General features: G+C 60.8%; 21 protein-coding genes, 1 other RNA gene and 1 pseudogene. 14 read left to right on the top strand and 9 right to left on the bottom strand.

All coding sequences use genetic code 11. From position 1 onward, the window contains the following. The first annotated feature begins 232 nt into the window (after positions 1 to 232). Positions 233 to 649: a manganese-binding transcriptional regulator MntR gene (gene mntR / locus ACHZCU_RS18100; protein WP_106311098.1), complete on the top strand. Its 417-nt coding sequence runs from the start codon at positions 233 to 235 to the stop codon at positions 647 to 649. On the opposite strand, the gene ACHZCU_RS18105 is transcribed toward mntR, so the two are convergent. After that, entirely contained in the window at positions 646 to 861 is a 216-nt protein-coding gene (locus tag ACHZCU_RS18105) for a DUF1127 domain-containing protein (protein ID WP_319519964.1), read from the bottom strand. The genes mntR and ACHZCU_RS18105 overlap by 4 nt on opposite strands. Positions 862 to 978: 117 nt before the next feature. Here ACHZCU_RS18105 and ACHZCU_RS18110 point away from each other — a divergent pair, with 117 nt between their 5' ends. Then, a complete protein-coding gene (locus tag ACHZCU_RS18110; protein ID WP_319519965.1) occupies positions 979 to 1,617 on the top strand; it encodes a helix-turn-helix transcriptional regulator in 639 nt (212 codons plus the stop codon). 169 nt (positions 1,618 to 1,786) lie between these two features. Further along, on the top strand, positions 1,787 to 3,313 hold the full coding sequence (locus ACHZCU_RS18115) for a helicase HerA domain-containing protein (protein ID WP_394706133.1): 1,527 nt from the start codon (positions 1,787 to 1,789) through the stop codon (positions 3,311 to 3,313). A 20-nt stretch (positions 3,314 to 3,333) separates the two neighbouring features. Here the strand turns inward: ACHZCU_RS18115 and ACHZCU_RS18120 are convergent, their stop codons facing one another. The 4 genes from ACHZCU_RS18120 to ssrA form a co-directional block, all read right to left on the bottom strand. Continuing rightward, the gene (locus ACHZCU_RS18120; RefSeq protein WP_319519966.1) at positions 3,334 to 3,552 is read right to left on the bottom strand and encodes a ribbon-helix-helix domain-containing protein; all 219 of its coding nucleotides are present in this window, start codon (positions 3,550 to 3,552) and stop codon (positions 3,334 to 3,336) included. Then, on the bottom strand, positions 3,549 to 3,764 hold the full coding sequence (locus ACHZCU_RS18125) for a DUF4169 family protein (RefSeq protein WP_319519967.1): 216 nt from the start codon (positions 3,762 to 3,764) through the stop codon (positions 3,549 to 3,551). Before ACHZCU_RS18125 ends, ACHZCU_RS18120 begins: the two co-directional genes overlap by 4 nt. Positions 3,765 to 3,770: 6 nt before the next feature. Beyond that, the gene (locus ACHZCU_RS18130) at positions 3,771 to 4,253 is read right to left on the bottom strand and encodes an SspB family protein (protein WP_106311114.1); all 483 of its coding nucleotides are present in this window, start codon (positions 4,251 to 4,253) and stop codon (positions 3,771 to 3,773) included. A 103-nt stretch (positions 4,254 to 4,356) separates the two neighbouring features. Then, positions 4,357 to 4,716: a transfer-messenger RNA gene (gene ssrA, locus ACHZCU_RS18135) on the bottom strand. A 95-nt stretch (positions 4,717 to 4,811) separates the two neighbouring features. On the opposite strand from ssrA, the gene ACHZCU_RS18140 reads away from it, so the two are divergent. The 6 genes from ACHZCU_RS18140 to ACHZCU_RS18165 all read left to right on the top strand — a co-directional run bounded on the left by ACHZCU_RS18140 (position 4,812) and on the right by ACHZCU_RS18165 (position 10,159). Further along, positions 4,812 to 5,606 (top strand): thymidylate synthase, encoded by a 795-nt coding sequence (locus ACHZCU_RS18140; protein WP_319519968.1) that lies wholly within the window; start codon positions 4,812 to 4,814, stop codon positions 5,604 to 5,606. A gap of 10 nt (positions 5,607 to 5,616) precedes the next feature. Beyond that, complete coding sequence (locus ACHZCU_RS18145; protein ID WP_319519969.1) at positions 5,617 to 6,135, top strand: dihydrofolate reductase; 519 nt, start codon at positions 5,617 to 5,619, stop codon at positions 6,133 to 6,135. A 154-nt stretch (positions 6,136 to 6,289) separates the two neighbouring features. Beyond that, a complete protein-coding gene (gene hflK / locus ACHZCU_RS18150) occupies positions 6,290 to 7,459 on the top strand; it encodes an FtsH protease activity modulator HflK (protein WP_319519970.1) in 1,170 nt (389 codons plus the stop codon). Next, entirely contained in the window at positions 7,459 to 8,409 is a 951-nt protein-coding gene (gene hflC / locus ACHZCU_RS18155) for a protease modulator HflC (RefSeq protein ID WP_106311126.1), read from the top strand. Before hflK ends, hflC begins: the two co-directional genes overlap by 1 nt. A 5-nt stretch (positions 8,410 to 8,414) precedes the next feature. Next, entirely contained in the window at positions 8,415 to 8,600 is a 186-nt protein-coding gene (locus tag ACHZCU_RS18160; protein WP_319520129.1) for a DUF2065 domain-containing protein, read from the top strand. A 50-nt stretch (positions 8,601 to 8,650) separates the two neighbouring features. Further along, positions 8,651 to 10,159: a Do family serine endopeptidase gene (locus ACHZCU_RS18165; protein ID WP_319519971.1), complete on the top strand. Its 1,509-nt coding sequence runs from the start codon at positions 8,651 to 8,653 to the stop codon at positions 10,157 to 10,159. Between the two features lie 5 nt (positions 10,160 to 10,164). Here ACHZCU_RS18165 and ACHZCU_RS18170 read toward each other — a convergent pair whose 3' ends face one another. Both ACHZCU_RS18170 and serB read right to left on the bottom strand, forming a co-directional pair. Beyond that, on the bottom strand, positions 10,165 to 10,725 hold the full coding sequence (locus ACHZCU_RS18170; protein WP_319519972.1) for a GNAT family N-acetyltransferase: 561 nt from the start codon (positions 10,723 to 10,725) through the stop codon (positions 10,165 to 10,167). Further along, positions 10,722 to 11,609, bottom strand: coding sequence for a phosphoserine phosphatase SerB (gene serB / locus ACHZCU_RS18175; RefSeq protein WP_319519973.1), 888 nt, complete (start codon positions 11,607 to 11,609; stop codon positions 10,722 to 10,724). The genes ACHZCU_RS18170 and serB overlap by 4 nt, the downstream gene beginning before the upstream one ends. Between serB and miaA the strand changes: the two genes are divergently transcribed. The 4 genes from miaA to ACHZCU_RS18195 all read left to right on the top strand — a co-directional run bounded on the left by miaA (position 11,608) and on the right by ACHZCU_RS18195 (position 15,837). Next, entirely contained in the window at positions 11,608 to 12,513 is a 906-nt protein-coding gene (miaA, locus tag ACHZCU_RS18180; protein WP_319520130.1) for a tRNA (adenosine(37)-N6)-dimethylallyltransferase MiaA, read from the top strand. The two genes, serB and miaA, sit on opposite strands and share 2 nt — an antisense overlap. Positions 12,514 to 12,793: 280 nt before the next feature. Next, positions 12,794 to 14,566: an acetolactate synthase 3 large subunit gene (locus ACHZCU_RS18185; RefSeq protein ID WP_319519974.1), complete on the top strand. Its 1,773-nt coding sequence runs from the start codon at positions 12,794 to 12,796 to the stop codon at positions 14,564 to 14,566. A gap of 21 nt (positions 14,567 to 14,587) precedes the next feature. After that, complete coding sequence (gene ilvN, locus ACHZCU_RS18190; RefSeq protein ID WP_106311143.1) at positions 14,588 to 15,160, top strand: acetolactate synthase small subunit; 573 nt, start codon at positions 14,588 to 14,590, stop codon at positions 15,158 to 15,160. 80 nt (positions 15,161 to 15,240) lie between these two features. Continuing rightward, positions 15,241 to 15,837, top strand: coding sequence for a LysE family translocator (locus ACHZCU_RS18195; RefSeq protein WP_319519975.1), 597 nt, complete (start codon positions 15,241 to 15,243; stop codon positions 15,835 to 15,837). A 39-nt stretch (positions 15,838 to 15,876) separates the two neighbouring features. Here ACHZCU_RS18195 and ACHZCU_RS18200 read toward each other — a convergent pair. Then, positions 15,877 to 16,452, bottom strand: a pseudogene (locus ACHZCU_RS18200) (RNA polymerase sigma factor); the annotation flags it as partial. Continuing rightward, on the bottom strand, positions 16,355 to 16,741 hold the full coding sequence (locus ACHZCU_RS18205; RefSeq protein WP_319519977.1) for a hypothetical protein: 387 nt from the start codon (positions 16,739 to 16,741) through the stop codon (positions 16,355 to 16,357). The gene ACHZCU_RS18205 and the pseudogene ACHZCU_RS18200, both read right to left, overlap by 98 nt. A gap of 139 nt (positions 16,742 to 16,880) precedes the next feature. On the opposite strand from ACHZCU_RS18205, the gene ACHZCU_RS18210 reads away from it, so the two are divergent. Further along, positions 16,881 to 18,008 (top strand): ATP-dependent RecD-like DNA helicase, encoded by a 1,128-nt coding sequence (locus ACHZCU_RS18210; RefSeq protein ID WP_106311149.1) that lies wholly within the window; start codon positions 16,881 to 16,883, stop codon positions 18,006 to 18,008. Positions 18,009 to 18,185 lie beyond the last annotated feature (177 nt).

Raw genomic sequence — 18,185 nt, forward strand, 5'->3', positions numbered from 1 at the left:
TACGGCAATAAAATGGACTTGGAAATATTCCAAATATAGCCAAGGCTACATTTTTGTCAATCGGCGTCATATCTGCAATCCCTTGCATGCCGGCGGAGTTCCGATTATTTTGTGATAACAATGTTTAGCCTGGGCTTTAAAATGCAATCACATGTTATTTTCGGCTGTTTCGATGCCGGGAAATACGGGTTTTCGCAAAGACAGGTGTGTTGATGCTGCGGGAGGCAGGGATATGACCGACGGACCGGGCGATCAGGCCGACCGATTCTCCAAAGCCCGTTCGGAACGTGCTTCAGCGCTTCTGGAGGATTATACCGAACTGATTGCCGACCTGACGGCGGAACATGGCGAGGCGCGGCTGGTGGATATCGCCAGAGCCATGGGCATTGCCCATCCGACAGCGGCGAAGGCCGTCTCCCGGCTGAAGCGGGAGGGGCTTGCAACCTCGCGGCCCTATCGCGGTGTTTTTCTGACGGAGGCCGGCGAGGCGATGGCGGACAAGGCCCGCATCCGTCACCAGTTGGTGCGCGACCTGCTGCTGGCCGTTGGCGTTCCGGCAGAAGCGGCGGAACTGGACGCCGAAGGCATCGAGCATCATGTGTCCGACGAGACGCTCGCCGCCTTCGAGGCGTTTTTGAAGCAGACCTAATCCCAGAACGGACGTCCGGCCTCCTGTTGGGCCTGATGCGGTTCGATACCGATATCGCGCAGCCGCTCGTCGGTGAGTTCGCGCAGTATCAGCCGCTGTCTGCGCCGTTGCGGCCAGTAGACAAGAAGCAGCCGGGTCAGTTGCCGGATTTTGCGGGCGATCTGGAGGGGGAATGCGGATTTGCGGTTTTGGGGGACAACGATCTCGGTCATGGCGGTTTCCTTCAATTGGTGAGGAAGGAGATAGCCGCAGTCGAAGCCGTGATGTTTCGGTCGTGAGCGAACTGTCGGCCGCTGACGGATCGGTTGTCCGGTGCTAGATTGAGCGCCATGACAAACATCGTTTCGGGAAACACGCTTGCCTCTGTCGCCGCTCTGATCGGCGATGTCTCGCGTGCCAATATTCTTTCCGCCCTGCTTGGCGGAAAGGCATTGACGGCGGGCGAACTGGCCGCCTGTGCGGGCGTGTCGCCGCAAACGGCGAGCAACCATCTCGCTAGGCTTGTCGACGGTGCGCTGGTTGTGGTCGAAAAACAGGGCAGGCACCGCTATTTCCGGCTGGCCTCGGCGGAGGTGGCCGAAACGCTGGAACATCTGAGCCTGCTATCGGCAACCGGCCCGGTGCGCCATCGCCCGACGGGTCCAAAGGACGAGGCGCTCAGGCTCGCGCGGACATGTTATGACCACATGGCCGGTGCGATTGCCGTCGGAATCACGGATTCGCTGGTGCAGTCCGGCTTTCTCGTATTCGACGGAAAGGCCGGACTGGTCACCGACAAAGGCGCTGTTTTTCTTCAGGATTTCGGTGTTTCTCTGAATGAGGCGCGTCACAGCCGAAGGGCGCTTTGCCGCACCTGTCTCGACTGGAGCGAACGGCGTCACCATATCGGCGGCTGGCTGGGGCGGCCATGCTGGAGCGCTGCTGCGCGCGACACTGGCTGCGGCCGGTATCGGACGGCCGTGCGCTGATGCTGACGCGCGCCGGGCAGGCGGGTTTTTCAACGGTGTTCGGTCTGCCGCCCGAGATGCTCAGGATTATGACCACGGAAAGCTGTGGGTAACCCCGCAAACTCTCGGCGCGGCCCTTTCGACCTGTTACAAACGGGCCGCAACACCAACAAGAAGGCAAAGGCAACAAGTGCAAGTCGATATCGATATGGGAACGACATCGGCGGGTGACGTGGCCACACTCGATATCGAGGAGCTGCTGGCGACCCGTCTTCTGGTCCAGGGCAATTCGGGGTCGGGCAAGTCCCACCTGTTGCGTCGTCTTCTGGAACAGTCGGCCAAATGGGTGCAGCAAGTCGTCATCGACCCGGAGGGTGATTTCGTCACGCTGTCGGAGGCCTTTGGTCATATCGTCGTGGATGCCGAGCGCTCCGAGGGGGAGCTGATCGGTATTGCCAACCGTATCCGCCAGCATCGCGTCTCCTGTGTGCTGACGCTGGAGGGTCTGGAAATCGACGATCAGATGCGCGCGGCCGCGACCTTCCTGAACGCGCTTTTCGATGCAGACCGCGACCATTGGTATCCCGTGCTGACCGTTGTCGACGAAGCGCAGATGTTTGCGCCGTCGGCCGGCGGAGAGGTGAGCGAGGAAGTCCGCCGGCTTTCGCTCGGCGCGATGACCAATCTGATGTGCCGCGGGCGAAAACGCGGCCTTGCCGGCGTCATCGCCACCCAGCGGCTGGCCAAGCTTGCCAAGAATGTCGCGGCCGAGGCCTCGAACTTCCTCATGGGCCGCACATTTCTCGATATCGACATGGCGCGCGCCGCCGATCTTCTCGGCATGGACCGCAGGCAGGCCGAGCAGTTCCGCGACCTGAAGCGCGGCAATTTCGTTGCCCTTGGCCCGGCCATGTCGCGCCGTCCGCTGGCGGTGACGATCGGGCCGGTGGAGACGTCCGCGCGCTCCTCCAGCCCCAAGCTGATGCCGCTGCCGGAAAAGCCGGAGGATGTCGAAGACCTGATCTTCACGCCGGACCCGGAGGATATGGCGCGCCAGGCGACAACACCGCGCCGTGTCGCGCCCCGTCCGCGCCCGACCGTGGACATCATCGACGCGCTGTCGAAATCCGCCGAAGAGGCCGAAATGCCGGAAGCGCCCGTGCGCGGTTCGCGTGCGCCGGCGATGTCCGAGGAGGAGAAGGAAGACTGGATTGCGATGACACTGGCGGAGATTTCCGGTTCTCCGGAATCAGCTTTCCGTTCGGATTCAGAGCTTTATCAGGACTTTTTGATGCGCGGCCGCATGAAGCGGATTTCCGGTGCGCCGCTTGCCATGTCCGATTTCCGCCGCCGGCTCGCCATCGCCCGCTCCGGTGCGGATGATGCGATGGTGGAAAGCGAGCAATGGCAGATGGCGCTTTCGCTGCTCGCCCATGTGACCGAAGATCTGCAGGGCGTGTTCCTGATGCTGGCAAAGGCGGCGATTGCGGGCGATGCCTGCCCGTCGGATGCCGTTATCGCGCGCGCCTACGGCACGCATTCGGCGCGGCGCGCCCGGCGTTTTCTCGACTGGTTCGAGGAGCAGGGGCTGATCGTTCTGCACACCGATCTCAGCGGCCTGCGCATCGTCGCCTTCCCCGATCTCGACCGGCAGACGGCCGGCGGCAATCCCGACGCGCCGGCCGATGAGGCCGAACAGCGCAAGGCGGCAGAGTAGGGCGCCTGCGGAGCGCGGCTTTATGGCTGCGAGCGGGCTTTCAGGTGATCGAGCACGAACAGGCGCACGGCGGATGAAAGGTTTACATCCGGCGCGCGGTTATCGTCGATTTCGCTTAAAAGGGCGGCAAGGCTGACACCGCGCTCACCGGCGATGTCATGAATTTCACTGAAGAACGCATCCTCGAGGGAAAGGCTTGTACGGTGGCCGTGCAGGCTGACGGAGCGTTTGCGGATCAATCGTCGCTGTCCTCAGCCTTGCGGTTTGCGGGAAAGGACGTAATGCGGCCCTGTTCGAAAAGCCGCTCCGTCTTGTCGCGCTCAAGCCTGTCGCGCTGTTTTTCGCCCTTGGTGCGTCCGTGGATCGCGCGATTTTCAGCAGCTGTTTCCGCCGCCTTCTGCCGTGCGGCGCGTTTGCGCTTCTGTCGCAGATTGACGACCTCGGCGCCCATGGCCGTTCAGTGCTTCTTGCGGAAGGCGTCGAGCGAGACGACCGAAGCGCCGTCATCGTCGCCGGGACCGTCGTCATCACCGCTGTTTTCGACCTGCGGCTCGACAGGCTTTTCCTCTTCCACGTCCAGCGTGGCGACATCGAATTCGAGTTCGAAATTCACCGACGGGTCGTAGAAGCCGACAATCGCGTTGAAGGGAACGACGAGGCGCTCGGGCACATCGGAAAACGACAGGCCGATTTCGAAATGGCTGTCGGTCACCTTCAGGTCCCAGTACTGGTGCTGGATGACGATGGTCATCTGCTGGGCGTATTTCTCCTTCAGCGCCTGGGAGATGCGCACGCCCGGCGCGCCGGTCAGGAAGGTGATGAAGAAATGATGCTCACCGGGCAGGTGGCCTGTGGCGGCGACCTCTGAGAGAACCTTGCGCACCATGCCGCGCAGGGCGTCCTGTGCCAGAATGTCGTAGCGAATATGGTCTTGCCCCATCACGTCTTTCCCGCCCTTGGCCGTTTGATTGCAATCTGACTACAGCCAATTAATTCGCCTGATGCCTGAGCGCAATCTTTACAGGGGATTTTGTTCAAATTCAGGTGGAGGCTTCTGTTGCCAGGTGCCTCCGGACCCCGCCTTACAGTGCTACCCATAAGGACTTAAGGTGGGTTTCTGGAACCGCCATTAGGCAGCTACAGCGTAACCCTGAGCTTTGTTGTCATTTGCAACTACTCGTTTGACCCGATAACGGTGGTATCATGCCGGGCAAAAGGTCAATCTTTACACTCTTGTCGATCCTGTTTCGCCCCCATCACAAGCAGGCCTTTTCCGCCTGTTTGTGGTGGAGGCGCCGGGTACCGCCCCCGGGTCCAATGAGCTTATTACATTGCCGTTTATTACCATAGCCGGAAGAACCGGCATGCCTGATATAAGTGTTTCGGACGCTTCTGCAAAGGGGGCGGCGCGCAAAAGGCGGGGAAAGGCGCTTCGACACCCTTTTCCATGCGCCTTACATGGCTATAGAACGAGGAACCGACTGCACGAGGGAGCATCATGCGGCAATATCTCGACCTTCTGGGCCATGTGCTTGAAAACGGAACCGACCGGAGCGACAGAACCGGAACGGGCACACGCTCCGTTTTCGGCTACCAGATGCGCTACGACCTGTCGGACGGCTTTCCGGTTCTGACGACGAAAAAGCTGCATCTGCGCTCGATCATTCACGAATTGCTGTGGTTCCTCAAGGGCGACACCAATATTGCCTATCTGAAGGAAAATGGCGTTTCGATCTGGGATGAATGGGCTGACGAGAATGGCGATCTCGGTCCCGTCTACGGCGCGCAGTGGCGCTCCTGGCCTGCGCCGGACGGTGGCCATATCGACCAAATCGAAAAGCTTGTGGAAAGCATCCGCAACAATCCCGACAGCCGCCGCCACATCGTAACGGCCTGGAACCCGGCCGAGGTCGACAACATGGCCCTGCCGCCGTGCCACTGCCTGTTCCAGTTCTATGTCGCCGATGGCAAACTCTCATGCCAGCTCTACCAGCGCTCTGCCGATATTTTTCTGGGCGTGCCCTTCAACATCGCCTCTTATGCGCTGCTGACCCTGATGGTGGCGCAGGTGACGGGGCTTGAGCCGGGTGACTTCGTCCACACGCTGGGCGACGCGCATCTTTACGCCAATCATTTCGAACAGGCGCGTGAACAGCTTTCCCGCATTCCGGGGCAATTGCCGGTGATGCGGCTCAATCCGGCCGTCACCGGTCTGTTCGCCTTCACATTCGAGGATTTCACGCTCGAAGGCTATGAGGCCGCGCCGTCAATCAAGGCGCCGATCGCGGTTTGAGGGCGGTTCGATGAATTATCCTGAAATCGAAATGATTGCCGCGGTTGCCGAAAACGGCGTGATCGGCAGCAACGGGGACATGCCGTGGAAGCTATCGTCCGACCTCAAGCGTTTCAAGGCGATCACGGTCGGCAAGCCGGTGATCATGGGTCGCAAGACCTTTGAGTCCATCGGGCGCCCCTTGCCGAATCGCACCAATATCATTGTCACGCGCAATGAGGGATTTAAGGCTGAAAATTGCATTGTTATCAATCGACTGGAGGATGCAGTTGAGATAGCGCAGGAAGAAGCGCAGGCTGTGGGCGCCGGTTCGGTCTGCGTGATCGGGGGCGGTGAAATCTATCGGCAGTCCATGCCTTATGCCGGAAAACTTCACATCACCCATGTGGAAAAGACGCTCGATGGCGATACCGTCTTTCCGAAGATCGATCCGGCGATCTGGCAGGTCGAAAGCAGCGAGACGGTTCCTGCGGGCGAGAAAGATGACTACCCGACGCGCTACGTGGTTTACGTTCGCAAAAGCGGATGAACAGGATTTTACCGCGATTTCGGCACCCAGTTGACCGATCGCGTTGAAAGCGCGTTTCCGCGACCCTATAACGGGTACAAACGCCTTTGGCGTTAATGCGCGGCTGCGGCACAAGGTTCCGCAGCCTGAAACAGTTTTTTTGGAAGAGGTGTTAATGCCCTGGAGCAATCAGAATGGCGGCGGTCCCTGGGGAGGGGGCGGTGGCGGCGGCGACAATCAGGGGCCGTGGGGACAAGGTCCCAAGCGTCCTGGTGGTGGCGGCAACGGTGGTAACGGCAATGGCGGTCCGCCGGATATCGAGGATTTCTTCCGCAAGGGGCAGGATCAGTTCAAGGGCATGTTTCCCGGTGGCTTCGGCGTCGGACTGGTGGCGATCATCATCATCGTGGTTGCCGCGTTCTGGGTCATGCAGTCGATCTATACCATCCAGCCGGACCAGCGCGGTGTCGAACTGAGGCTCGGCAAGCCGCAGCAGGAAATCGCCGGCCCGGGCCTGCACATGATGATCTGGCCGATCGATCAGGTCGAGACCGTCAACATCACCGAACAGCAGCTCAATATCGGTGGCGGCACTTCGGCGCGTGCCGGAATCATGCTGACCGGCGACCAGAACATTGTCGATATCGAATTCGCCGTTCTGTTCAGCGTCACCAATCCGGAAGCCTTTCTCTTCAACGTCGAAAATCCGATCCTGACATTGCAGCAGGTCTCCGAAAGCGCCATGCGCGAAGTCGTCAGCTCGCGTCCCGCACAGGACGTGTTCCGCGATGACCGCGAGGGCATTTCGCTTGATGTGAAGGACATCATCCAGTTCACCATGGACCAGTACGGCGCGGGCATCACCGTCAATGCCGTTTCCATCGAGGAAGCTGCACCGCCGACGGAAGTTGCCGATGCGTTTGACGAGGTCCAGCGAGCCGAACAGGACGAGGACCGCTATCTCGAGGAAGCCAACCAGTATGCCAATCGAGTGCTCGGTGCGGCCCGTGGTGAAGCGGCCCAGATCCGCGAGGCGGCTGCCGCCTACAAGGATCGCGTGGTCAAGGATGCCGAAGGTGAAGCCGGCCGGTTCAACTCGATCTACGAGACCTATGCCGCTGTTCCGGAAGTCACCCGCAAGAGGCTTTATCTGGAAACCATGCAGGATGTCTTCGGACGCTCGAAGAATGTGATTGTCGACGAGAATGAGGGCGGGCAGGGCGTCGTTCCCTATCTGCCGCTGGATGCGGTGGACCGGAACAATGCGGCGCGCAGCCAGCGTTCTTCGGGGTCGCAGACATCTTCCCCCGCAACACAGAATCTGACCCAGGGAGCGAGCCAGTAATGTCATCCAATCGTGTTTTCGCTATCCTGGCCGGTGTCGTGGTCCTGCTGCTGCTCGGCTATGCATCGATCTTCATCGTCAATCCGCGTGAGCAGGCCCTCGTCATCCGCTTCGGACAGATCCGGGAAGTGAAGAGTGATCCGGGGCTTTATTTCAAGCTGCCGTTCGCTTTCGCCGGCGCCGACAAGGTGCAGTTCATCTCCAATCAGGACATGCGCTTCGATCTGGACGATATCCGTGTTCAGGTGTCGGGCGGCAAGTTCTATGAAGTGAACGCCTTCGTGGTCTACCGGATCACCGATCCCGAACGGTTCCGCGAGGCGGTGTCCGGTGACCGGGATGTCGCGGTTTCGCGGCTTCGCACCCGTCTCGATTCCTCGCTGCGTCGTGTTTACGGTCTGAGGGATTTCCAGGCTGCTCTTTCGAGTGAACGTGCTTCGATGATGCAGGAAGTCGGCGACCAGTTGCGTCCGGCTGCCGAATCGCTCGGCATCTCCATTGTCGATGTCCGCATTCGCCGGACCGATCTGACCCCGGAAGTGTCCGACGAGACCTATGCCCGGATGCAATCCGAGCGTCTTGCCGAAGCCGAGGCCACCCGCGCCCAGGGGCGTGAACGGGCCGAAGTCCGCCGTGCCGCCGCTGACCGCGAGGTTGTCGAGATCCAGTCGTCCGCCAACCGCGATTCGGAGCTTTTGCGTGGTGAAGGCGATGCCGAACGCAACCGCATTCTCGGCGAAGCCTATGGCAAGGATCCGGAGTTCTTCTACTTCTACCGGTCGATGAACGCCTACAGGGACGTGCTCGGGGACAACTCGACCATGGTTCTGTCGCCGGATTCGGAATTCTTCGAATACTTCCGCAACAGCGGAGCCGGCAAGATGCCGCTGAGCCCGGCGCTTTCCGGCGGTGACGGCGCGGATGAGGCCCAGCCGCAGGTAGCAGATTAATGCTCCTGCAGGACATTCTGATCGGATTAGCGTTTTATCTGATCATCGAGGGGCTGGTCTACGCACTGGCCCCTTCGTTTCTGGTGGCAATGGCAAAGCTGTTGCCGACAATTTCGGAAGGTGCGTTGCGGGCAACGGGACTGATTGCCGTGATGCTTGGTGTCGGCCTTGTCTGGCTGATACGCGGATAGGCTTGCCGCAGCTGTTGCGACAGGAAGACAATCAACCCGACGGAGGCAAGATGACGACAGTCGAGCACACTTTCCCGGTTCGCCGTTTCCTGGCGCGCTATGTCGTCGGTGCGGGGGTTTATGCAGCGGCCGCCGTTCTGCCGCTTGCAGCCGTTGTCGCGCCAGTCCGCGCCCAGACGCTCAGCGATGTGTCGGTGGCTGATATGGCGGAAGGGCTGCTGGATTCCGTCGTCAATATCTCGATCTCCGAAGACGGCGGACCGTCCGGTGAAACCCGGCCGCTGCCGGACGTTCCGGAAGGTCAGCCGTTTGAAGATCTGTTCGAGGATTTTTTCGAAGGCGAGGAGGGGCCGCACAGCCGTGAGATTTCCTCGCTCGGATCGGGCTTCATCATCGATCCGGACGGTATTATCGTCACCAACAACCATGTCATCGACAATGCCGATACCATTGAGGTGACGCTTGCCGATGGCACCACGCTGGATGCGACGCTGCTTGGCGTGGACGACAAGACGGACCTTGCCGTGCTCAAGGTGGAGCCGGACGAGCCGCTGCCGGCGGTCAGGTTTGGCGATTCGCGCAAGGTGCGGATCGGCGAATGGGTCATGGCGATCGGCAACCCCTTCGGCCTTGGCGGTTCCGTCACGCTCGGTATCGTTTCGGCGCGCGGACGCGAACTCGACGGCCCCTATGACAATTTCATCCAGACCGATGCCGCCATCAACAAGGGCAATTCCGGCGGGCCGCTGTTCAACATGGATGGCGAGGTGATCGGCATCAACACGGCCATCCTGTCGCCGTCGGGCGGATCGATCGGCATCGGCTTTTCCGTGCCGAGTGAGCTTGCCGAAAACGTCATTGACCAGCTTGTCGAGTTCGGGCGTACGCGCCGGGGCTGGCTCGGAATTCGCGTTATGGAAGTGAGCGATGCGATGGCCGAAACGCTCGGCGCCGGCAATCGCCCGGCGGTCGCTGTCGGCTCGATCATCGAAGGCGGTCCGTCCGATGGCGGTCCTCTTGAGGAAGGCGACCTCATCCTGAGCTTTGACGGCCAGGAGATCAACAATACCCGCGACCTGCCGCGCTTTGTAGCCGAAGGTCGGATCGGCGAACCCGTGGATGTCGAGATCATCCGCGACGGCGAGCGGATGACGCTTCAAGTCACGCCGCAACTGCTGGAAGACCCGGAAGAGACGGAAGGCGCGCTTGCGACAACGGATGAACCGGATGCGGGCGGCGAGGCCGTGACGCCGGGACTGCCGGTGAGCCTTTACGGCATGACGCTGGCCGAACTCGACGATAATGGCCGCACGCTTTACCAGATCGACGGCGATGTCGAGGGCGTGCTGATCACCGAGGTGGAGGCCGGCAGTGCGGCTGCCGCGGAAGGGCTTCAACCCGGCATGGTGATCGCCGAGGTCGGGCAGGATGCTGTGACCACGCCGCAGGAGGTGCGTTCGCGCATTGTCGAACTGATCTCAGAAGGACGCCGCAGCGTTTCGGTCATGGTTGCCGATCCCGATGGCACGCTCGGCATTGTCAGTCTGGTGCTGGAATAGGCGTCTCAGCCGGAGCGCTGCCAGTCCGTCTTGTGCAGCCTGTAGAGCACGTGGCGTTTCAGGTGGGGATGACTGTCGGGTACGGAGGGATGATCGAAGTCGCCGTCAAGATCCCTGCGCATTCCGAGCCTTTCCATGACCGCCGTCGAGCGGTGGTTGACGGCGACAGCGAAGGACACAAGCTGGTCGTGGCCGCGTTCGTCAAAGGCCAGTGTGATCATCGCGCGTGCGGCCTCTGTCGCATAACCCTTGCCCCAGTGTCGGGTCACCATGCGCCAACCAAGCTCGGGCGCGTCTTTCGGTTTGACGTCCGTATTGTTGATGAGGTTCAGCCCGGTAAAGCCGATGACTTCGCCGGTCTCTTTGAGTTCGACGGCAGGAAAGCCGTAGCCGGTGTCCTCAATCATATTGCGCAGCTTGTCGAGCATCTCGTCACTCTCGGCGCGGTTCCGGCGCATCGGGAAGAACGCCATCACCGTGTCGTCGGAATTGATTTCGTGGAACAGGTCGCGGTCGCGGTCTTCCCAGTTTCGGATAATCAGACGTTCGGTTTCAGCGAGCTTCATCGGACAAATTCCTCCTGGCGATAGCCCTGAATATAGAGAAGCGCCGTCAGGTCGCCATGGTCGATGCGGATTTTCGCCTTTGCGGCCACGCTGGGCTTGGCGTGGAGCGCGACGCCGGAACCGGCCAGTTCCAGCATGCCAAGGTCGTTGGCGCCGTCGCCCACGGCCATGATCTCGGTTTCGGCAATGCCGCGTTTGCGGGCAACATCATGCAGCGCCTCGATCTTGGCCTGCTTGCCGAGGATCGGATCGGCGACATGGCCGGTCAGCTTCCCGTCTTTTTCCAGAAGTGTGTTGGCGCGGTTTTCATCAAAACCGATCATCGCGCCGATACGGCTGGTGAAAACGGTAAACCCACCGGAAACCAGTGCGGTATAGCCGCCATTGGCCTTCATCGTCGCAATCAGTTCCCTGCCACCCGGCGTCAGCGTGATACGCTTTTCGATGATCTCGTCGACAATGCCGATGTCGAGGCCGGCAAGCAGGGCAACGCGCTCGCGCACCGCCGGCTCGAATTCGATCTCGCCGTTCATGGCACGCGCGGTAATACCGGCGACCTTGTCCTTCAGGCCGACTTCGGCGGCGAGTTCATCGATGCATTCCTGCCTGATCATGGTGGAATCCATGTCGGCCAGAAGCGCCTTCTTGCGGCGGCCGTCCAGCGGCTGGATCACGACATCAACGACGAGGTCCCCGAGCGTTTCACGGATGGCGGTTTCGGCTGCCTGCGCGGTCATGTGTGGCTCGAGATAAAGGTCGACCGCGATACCTGCGTTCAGCCAGTCGATCTTTTCCGGGAGAACGGCGTCGGAAACTCTGGAAACCAGCTCCGAAGTCACAACAGGATTTGACGGATTGGCGACAAGCGTGGCAACGAGAACCATGGTGAATTCCTCGGATAAAAAATGGCGTGCGGTCCTGATAACGGGGCCAACGGCGGGCGGCAAGTCCGCTTATGCACTGCGGCGTGCGCGTGAAACCGGCGGCGTGGTGATCAACGCCGACAGCATGCAGGTCTATGATACGCTGCGGGTGCTGACCGCGCGGCCTTCCACCGAAGACATGGACGGCATCGAACATCGCCTCTACGGGCATGTCGCGGCCGGCACGGATTATTCCACCGGCGCATGGCTGCGGGATGCTGCGGCACTGATCACGCGGCTGGAGGGCGAGGGGCGCATGCCGGTCTTCGTCGGCGGTACGGGGCTTTATTTCAAGGCGCTGACCGAGGGACTGGCCGAAATGCCGGATGTTTCGCCTGCCATCCGCGCGCATTGGCGTTCTGTTCTGGCGAGCGAGGGCCCGGAAAGGCTTCATGATATTCTCGTTGAACGCGATCCGGTCATGGCGGCACGGCTGGAGCCTGCCGATGGGCAGCGGATCGTGCGCGCGCTTGAAGTGCTTGATGCGAGCGGCCGCTCGATTGCGGACTTTCAGGCCGAAACCCCGCCGCCGCTGATCCGGCCGGACGAGGCGGAAAAAGTCGTCATCCTGCCGGAGCGGCCGGTCCTGCATGACCGCATCAACACCCGCTTTGCCGCCATGCTGGAAGATGGCGCCGTGGAGGAGGTTCGGGCGCTGCTTGCTCTGGAGCTTCCACCGGAAACCCCGGTCATGCGGGCCATCGGCGTTCGCGAAGTCGCGGCGATGCTGGCGGGCGACATGGATCGTGAAACGGTTATTGCGCGGGCGAGTGCGGCAACCCGGCAATATGCCAAGCGGCAGATGACCTGGTTTCGCAACCAGATGGGTGACGATTGGCAACGTCTTGATCCGGCTACGCTTTGAGCGCCGGAAAGCGACCATCGCCTGCCTAATTTAATTTCACTGAACGGCCCGTTTGGCTATTTTTCTTGCAGTCGTGCGTTGACTGAGGCGGCAAGACCGGCTAATCACCCAAGCATGATTATGAAAGAACTTCTTATTGTGGTGGGATCGCGCATGGGCAGGATGGTGTAACCATCCGGCAGAAGCCACCCATGCGCGACGTCAGGCTCCTTGAAAGGGGCCTTTTTTTATGCCCGATAACAACGCAAGACCTTGAGACCATCGAAACGGAAAAATGACGATGACCGCGACGGATAACTTGATGACAGGCGCCGAGATCGTTTTGCAGGCGCTGAAAGAAAACGGGGTTGAACATATCTTCGGATACCCGGGCGGCGCTGTGCTGCCGATCTATGACGAAATCTTTCAGCAGGACGATATCAACCATGTGCTTGTGCGTCACGAGCAGGGCGCGGGCCATGCGGCTGAAGGCTATGCCCGTTCCACCGGCAAGGTCGGCGTCATGCTGGTCACCTCTGGTCCCGGCGCCACCAATGCGGTGACCCCGTTGCAGGATGCGCTGATGGATTCGGTTCCGCTGGTCTGCATTTCCGGCCAGGTTCCGACCACGCTGATCGGCTCCGATGCGTTTCAGGAATGCGATACGGTCGGCATTACCCGCCCCTGTACGAAATACAACTGGCTGGTCAAGGATGTGAACGACCTCGCCAATGTCATCCATGAGGCCTTCCGCATCGCCCAGAGCGGCCGTCCGGGTCCGGTCGTTGTCGATGTTCCCAAGGACGTCCAGTTCGCCAAGGGGCGTTATTCACCGCTGAAGGGCCACCCGATCCGCGAGAGCTACCGGCCGGAAGTTCAGGGCAATGCCGACGCCATTGCGGCGGCAGTCGAGCTGATGTCGAAAGCCAAACGGCCGATCCTCTATACCGGCGGCGGCGTCGTCAATTCCGGCGACGAGGCCACGCGGCTGCTGCGCGAACTGGTCGGGCTGACCAACTTCCCGATCACCTCGACGCTGATGGGGCTGGGCTGCTATCCGGCATCCGGCAAGAACTGGCTGGGCATGCTGGGCATGCACGGGTCCTATCAGGCCAATATGGCGATGCATGACTGTGACGTCATGGTCTGTGTCGGCGCACGCTTCGATGACCGCATTACCGGCCGTGTCGATGCGTTCTCGCCGAATTCGACCAAGATTCACATCGATATCGATCCGTCCTCGATCAACAAGACTATCCATGTCGACGTGCCGATCCTCGGCGATGTCGCCCATGTGCTGGAAGAGATGGTTCGCGCGTGGCGCGCGCTGCCGGCGGAAAAGCCGTCGCTCGACGAGTGGTGGGACAATATCGAGCGCTGGCGGGCGCGTGACTGCTTTGCCTACACGCCCAACAAGGACGTGATCATGCCGCAATATGCGCTGGAGCGGCTGAATGCGGCGGTCAAGGGCCGCGATTTCTACATCACCACCGAGGTTGGCCAGCACCAGATGTGGGCGGCGCAGTTCTTCGATTTCGAGGAGCCGAAGCGCTGGATGACCTCCGGCGGTCTCGGCACCATGGGCTATGGCCTGCCGTCGGCGCTCGGCGTCCAGATCGCTCATCCGGAAGCGCTGGTCATCGATGTTGCGGGTGACGCCTCGATCCAGATGTGCATTCAGGAAATGGCTGCGGCGATCCAGCACAAGGCGCCGATCAAGATCTTCATCATGAACAACCAGTATATGGGCATGGTCCGCCAGTGGCAGCAGCTGCTCCACGGCAACCGGCTGTCGCATTCCTATACCGAGGCGATGCCCGATTTCGTCAAGCTGGCGGAAGCCTATGGCGCGGAAGGCATTTATTGCGACAATCCGGACGATCTCGATGAGGCGATCCAGCGGATGATCGACAGCCCGAAACCGGTGATCTTCGATTGCCGCGTCGCCAATCTCGCCAATTGCTTCCCGATGATCCCGTCGGGCAGGGCGCATAACGACATGCTGCTGCCGGATGAAGCCAATGACGAAGCCGTTGCAACCGCCATCGACGCCAAGGGCCGTCAGCTCGTCTGACCCGGGGAAAGGATAGAAACTATGAACGCCAAGCTACAACCGACCGGTTCAGCCTATTTCATCTCGAGCCCGACCGCCCCGCCCGAGCGCCACACGCTTTCCGTGGTCGTTGCCAACGAGCCGGGCGTTCTCGCCCGCGTGATCGGCCTCTTCTCCGGACGCGGCTATAACATCGAAAGCCTCACGGTTTCGGAAACCGAGCATGAGGCGCATCTGTCGCGCATCACCATCGTCACCAAGGGCACGCCCGATGTGCTGGAGCAGATCAAGGCCCAGCTCGACCGGCAGGTGCCGGTACACAAGGTGGTCGATCTTTCCGTCCGCGCCCGCGAACTGGGAATTGCCCCGCCGGTCGAACGCGAGGTGGCGCTGATCAAGGTGGTCGGCAATGGCGATCAGCGCCAGGAAGCGCTGCGTCTTGCCGATGCGTTTGAAGCCAAGGTGGTGGACGCCTCGGTCGAGCATTTCCTGTTCGAACTGACCGGCAAGGTTTCCAAGGTCGACCAGTTCATCGCCATCATGCGTCCGCTCGGCCTTGTCGAAATCTGCCGCACCGGCCCGGCGTCGATGAACCGCGGTCCGCAGGGGATGTAATCCATCATCTTTTGATCGGCCGCGCCGGATCAGGGCGGTATGCTGTTTCGGCGCGGTCCACCTGCGGGAGGGGCAGGTCCATGACCAACGAAACATTGCTGGCCCTGATCGGGTTCGCGCTGGCGGCCTCGATCACGCCCGGTCCGAACAACATGATGGTGTTCGCCTCGACGGTGAATTTCGGGTTTTCCCGCACGCTGCCGCATATTTCCGGCGTGGTGGCCGGCTTCGCGCTCTTGATGGCGGGGGTCGGCGCCGGGCTCGGGGCGGTCATCACCGCGTTTCCGTCGGTGCTCGTTGTCGCCAAGATCGCCGGTGCGCTCTATCTGCTGTGGATCGCCTGGAAGATCGGCACGACGCGCAAGATGGCGTCCGGCGAGGCGACGACCGGCAGGCCACTCACCTTTTTTCAGGCGGTCGGCTTTCAGTGGGTCAATCCCAAGGGCTGGATCATGGGACTGACGGCCATGTCCGTCTTCACCGATCCCGCCGATTATGCCCGCTCCGTGGCGATTGTCGCGATCGTGTTCGGCCTGATCACCATCCCCAGTATCTCGCTTTGGGCCGGTTTCGGCTCGGGGCTGCGCCACTGGCTCTCTTATGGCAACCGGCTGAAATGGTTCAATATCGTGATGGCGCTGGTGCTGGTGGCAAGCCTCTGGCCGATGCTGCGTTGAGCTTCCTTTCGCCTCCAGAATGTCTGCCAGCCGGTGTCGTGCGCGCGACAGGCGCGACATCACCGTGCCCACCGGCACGTCTAGCCGCACAGCAATTTCGTCATAGCTGAAACCTTCGAGATCGCAGAGAACCACGATATCGCGGGCGACAGGCGGTAATGTATCGAGCGCATCGGCAAGCATCAGCCGGTCGATTTCCACGTTTTCTTCCGCGCCGTCGTCCGGCAGGTCTTCGGCAAGATCAAGCTCAAGGAAGGAAAGCGTGTTGCGGTGGCGAAAATGATTGGCGTTGATGTGCACCATGATCGCATAGAGCCAGCCGCCGAGATTGTCGCCATGCCATTGGCATTTATGGGACAGCGCGCGTTCGATCGTATCCTGCAACAGGTCGACGCCGTCTTCGGCCGAGCCCGCCAGCGCGCATGCCATGCGGATAAGCTGAGGCAGGCAGCGCTGCATTTCCGTTTCGAACAGGTTTTCCGGCGCGGCGGTTCCAGGCTGCCGCGCCGGTGTGCGATCACGCCGGGCGGGCAACCTGCCAGAGATTGCTGACGCCGTCGCCGGTGACATCGCCGGGCTTCTTGTCATTTGCCCGGAAATAGAGAGGTTCGCCATTCAAAGCCCACTGTCTCTGCCCGTCCTTGCGCACCACAAAAGAGTATTTCGAGAACGGTTGCGCGGATGGGTTGGCGAGATATGGGGGCCATTTGGCAGCACAGCTACCGTAGCACACGGATAGGTGGTTTGCGTCCTTGTCATAGGTGTAGAGCGTGCGTCCGTTCTGCCCGGCCAGAACCTGACCGTCATAAGTGTTGACGGCGCGGAACGTGTCTGTGCCGGCAAAGGCCGTGCCTGCAACGGCTACAAGTGCTGCGGCGGCGAGAATGGAAATTGTCTTCATCATGTCGATTTGTCCGTTTTGCTGATCTGCGCCGCGATCTGTGTGGCGCATTCACCCGATAGACACCTCAGATCGGCGATTTATTCCCAAGCAGATCCGATTTTTTGTTGCCCCGGGTTGGCGAATCCTGCCAAGTCACGCCATGGAGTTTTCACCGCAACAGGATGAAGCGCTGCAGGCCGTGTCGCGCTGGCTGAAGGAAGGCCGTTCGCCGGTGTTCCGGTTGTTCGGCTTTGCCGGAACCGGCAAGACCACGCTTGCGCGCTATTTTGCCGAACATGTAGATGGCGAGGTGCTGTTTGCCGCCTTCACCGGCAAGGCCGCGCAGGTGCTGCGCTCGCGCGGGGCCAGCAATGCCCGCACCATTCACTCGCTGATCTATCGCCCCAAGGGCGAGGAAATGATCGAGGACGAGGAGACCGGCAAGACGTCGGTCGCACCGATGTTTTCCATCAACCGGCAGAGCCCGCTGGCAAAGGCGGCGCTGATCATCATCGATGAATGCTCGATGGTGGACGAAAAGCTCGGGCAGGACCTGGTCAGTTTCGGCACGCCGGTGCTGGTGCTCGGCGACCCGGGGCAGTTGCCGCCGGTTTCGGGCGGCGGCTATTTCACCAATCACGAGCCGGATTTCCTGCTGACCGAAATCCACCGGCAGGCGCGCGACAACCCGATCATCGATCTGGCCATGCGGGTGCGCGAGGGCGATGAGATACCACACGGTGATTACGGCGAGGCGAAGGTGATTTCGCGCCGCGAAGTGACACAGGATCTGGTGCTCGATGCCGATCAGGTGCTGGTCGGCACCAACAAGACCCGGCGGCGCTACAACCAGCGTCTGCGTGAACTCAAAGGCTTTTCGCAGGTCTATCCGCAATCCGGCGACAAGCTGGTCTGCCTGCGCAATGATCCGGCCAAGGGCCTGCTCAACGGTTCGCTGTGGAAGGTGATGTCGGCATCGAAGGAGACGGTGAAGCCGGGGATCAACCTGCTGGTGAACCCGGAGGAAGACGATCCCGACCGCGGTGCGTCGCGCATCAAGCTGCTGAAGGCCGCCTTTGAGGACAGCGAAACCGAAATTCCCTGGTCGACCAAGAAACGCTACGATGATTTCGACTACGGCTACGCGTTGACGGTCCACAAGGCGCAAGGCTCGCAGTGGAACAATGTGGTGCTGTTCGATGAAAGCTGGGCATTCAGAGATACGCGCGAGCGCTGGCTTTATACCGCCATTACCCGGGCTGCGGAGCGACTGACGATCGTCTCCTGACATCGTGTTCGCAAGGTTCGACAAGGCAGAACCCGCATCCGCGGAGGTTGCATACGCAGTACCAGAAAAACAACGGCACCCCGACTACGCAAATACTCAAAAGGTCGGGGCAACTTGCCGCGCAACCGTCCGCTGTCTTTTTTCTAACGGCAGAACCTTACCGCTTGGTTAGCGCAG

This window comes from uncultured Martelella sp. (assembly GCF_963677965.2).
GTDB lineage: Bacteria > Pseudomonadota > Alphaproteobacteria > Rhizobiales > Rhizobiaceae > Martelella > Martelella mangrovi.

What these genes read in the sequence shown, in the direction of transcription:
- mntR (WP_106311098.1), top strand. Translation starts at nt 233, where the DNA reads ATGACCGACGGACCGGGCGATCAGGCCGACCGATTCTCCAAAGCCCGT.
- ACHZCU_RS18105 (WP_319519964.1), bottom strand. Translation starts at nt 861, where the DNA reads ATGACCGAGATCGTTGTCCCCCAAAACCGCAAATCCGCATTCCCCCTC.
- ACHZCU_RS18110 (WP_319519965.1), top strand. Translation starts at nt 979, where the DNA reads ATGACAAACATCGTTTCGGGAAACACGCTTGCCTCTGTCGCCGCTCTG.
- ACHZCU_RS18125 (WP_319519967.1), bottom strand. Translation starts at nt 3,764, where the DNA reads ATGGGCGCCGAGGTCGTCAATCTGCGACAGAAGCGCAAACGCGCCGCA.
- ACHZCU_RS18130 (WP_106311114.1), bottom strand. Translation starts at nt 4,253, where the DNA reads ATGGGGCAAGACCATATTCGCTACGACATTCTGGCACAGGACGCCCTG.
- ACHZCU_RS18140 (WP_319519968.1), top strand. Translation starts at nt 4,812, where the DNA reads ATGCGGCAATATCTCGACCTTCTGGGCCATGTGCTTGAAAACGGAACC.
- ACHZCU_RS18145 (WP_319519969.1), top strand. Translation starts at nt 5,617, where the DNA reads ATGAATTATCCTGAAATCGAAATGATTGCCGCGGTTGCCGAAAACGGC.
- hflK (WP_319519970.1), top strand. Translation starts at nt 6,290, where the DNA reads ATGCCCTGGAGCAATCAGAATGGCGGCGGTCCCTGGGGAGGGGGCGGT.
- hflC (WP_106311126.1), top strand. Translation starts at nt 7,459, where the DNA reads ATGTCATCCAATCGTGTTTTCGCTATCCTGGCCGGTGTCGTGGTCCTG.
- ACHZCU_RS18165 (WP_319519971.1), top strand. Translation starts at nt 8,651, where the DNA reads ATGACGACAGTCGAGCACACTTTCCCGGTTCGCCGTTTCCTGGCGCGC.
- ACHZCU_RS18170 (WP_319519972.1), bottom strand. Translation starts at nt 10,725, where the DNA reads ATGAAGCTCGCTGAAACCGAACGTCTGATTATCCGAAACTGGGAAGAC.
- miaA (WP_319520130.1), top strand. Translation starts at nt 11,608, where the DNA reads ATGGTGAATTCCTCGGATAAAAAATGGCGTGCGGTCCTGATAACGGGG.
- serB (WP_319519973.1), bottom strand. Translation starts at nt 11,609, where the DNA reads ATGGTTCTCGTTGCCACGCTTGTCGCCAATCCGTCAAATCCTGTTGTG.
- ACHZCU_RS18185 (WP_319519974.1), top strand. Translation starts at nt 12,794, where the DNA reads ATGACCGCGACGGATAACTTGATGACAGGCGCCGAGATCGTTTTGCAG.
- ilvN (WP_106311143.1), top strand. Translation starts at nt 14,588, where the DNA reads ATGAACGCCAAGCTACAACCGACCGGTTCAGCCTATTTCATCTCGAGC.
- ACHZCU_RS18195 (WP_319519975.1), top strand. Translation starts at nt 15,241, where the DNA reads ATGACCAACGAAACATTGCTGGCCCTGATCGGGTTCGCGCTGGCGGCC.
- ACHZCU_RS18205 (WP_319519977.1), bottom strand. Translation starts at nt 16,741, where the DNA reads ATGATGAAGACAATTTCCATTCTCGCCGCCGCAGCACTTGTAGCCGTT.
- ACHZCU_RS18210 (WP_106311149.1), top strand. Translation starts at nt 16,881, where the DNA reads ATGGAGTTTTCACCGCAACAGGATGAAGCGCTGCAGGCCGTGTCGCGC.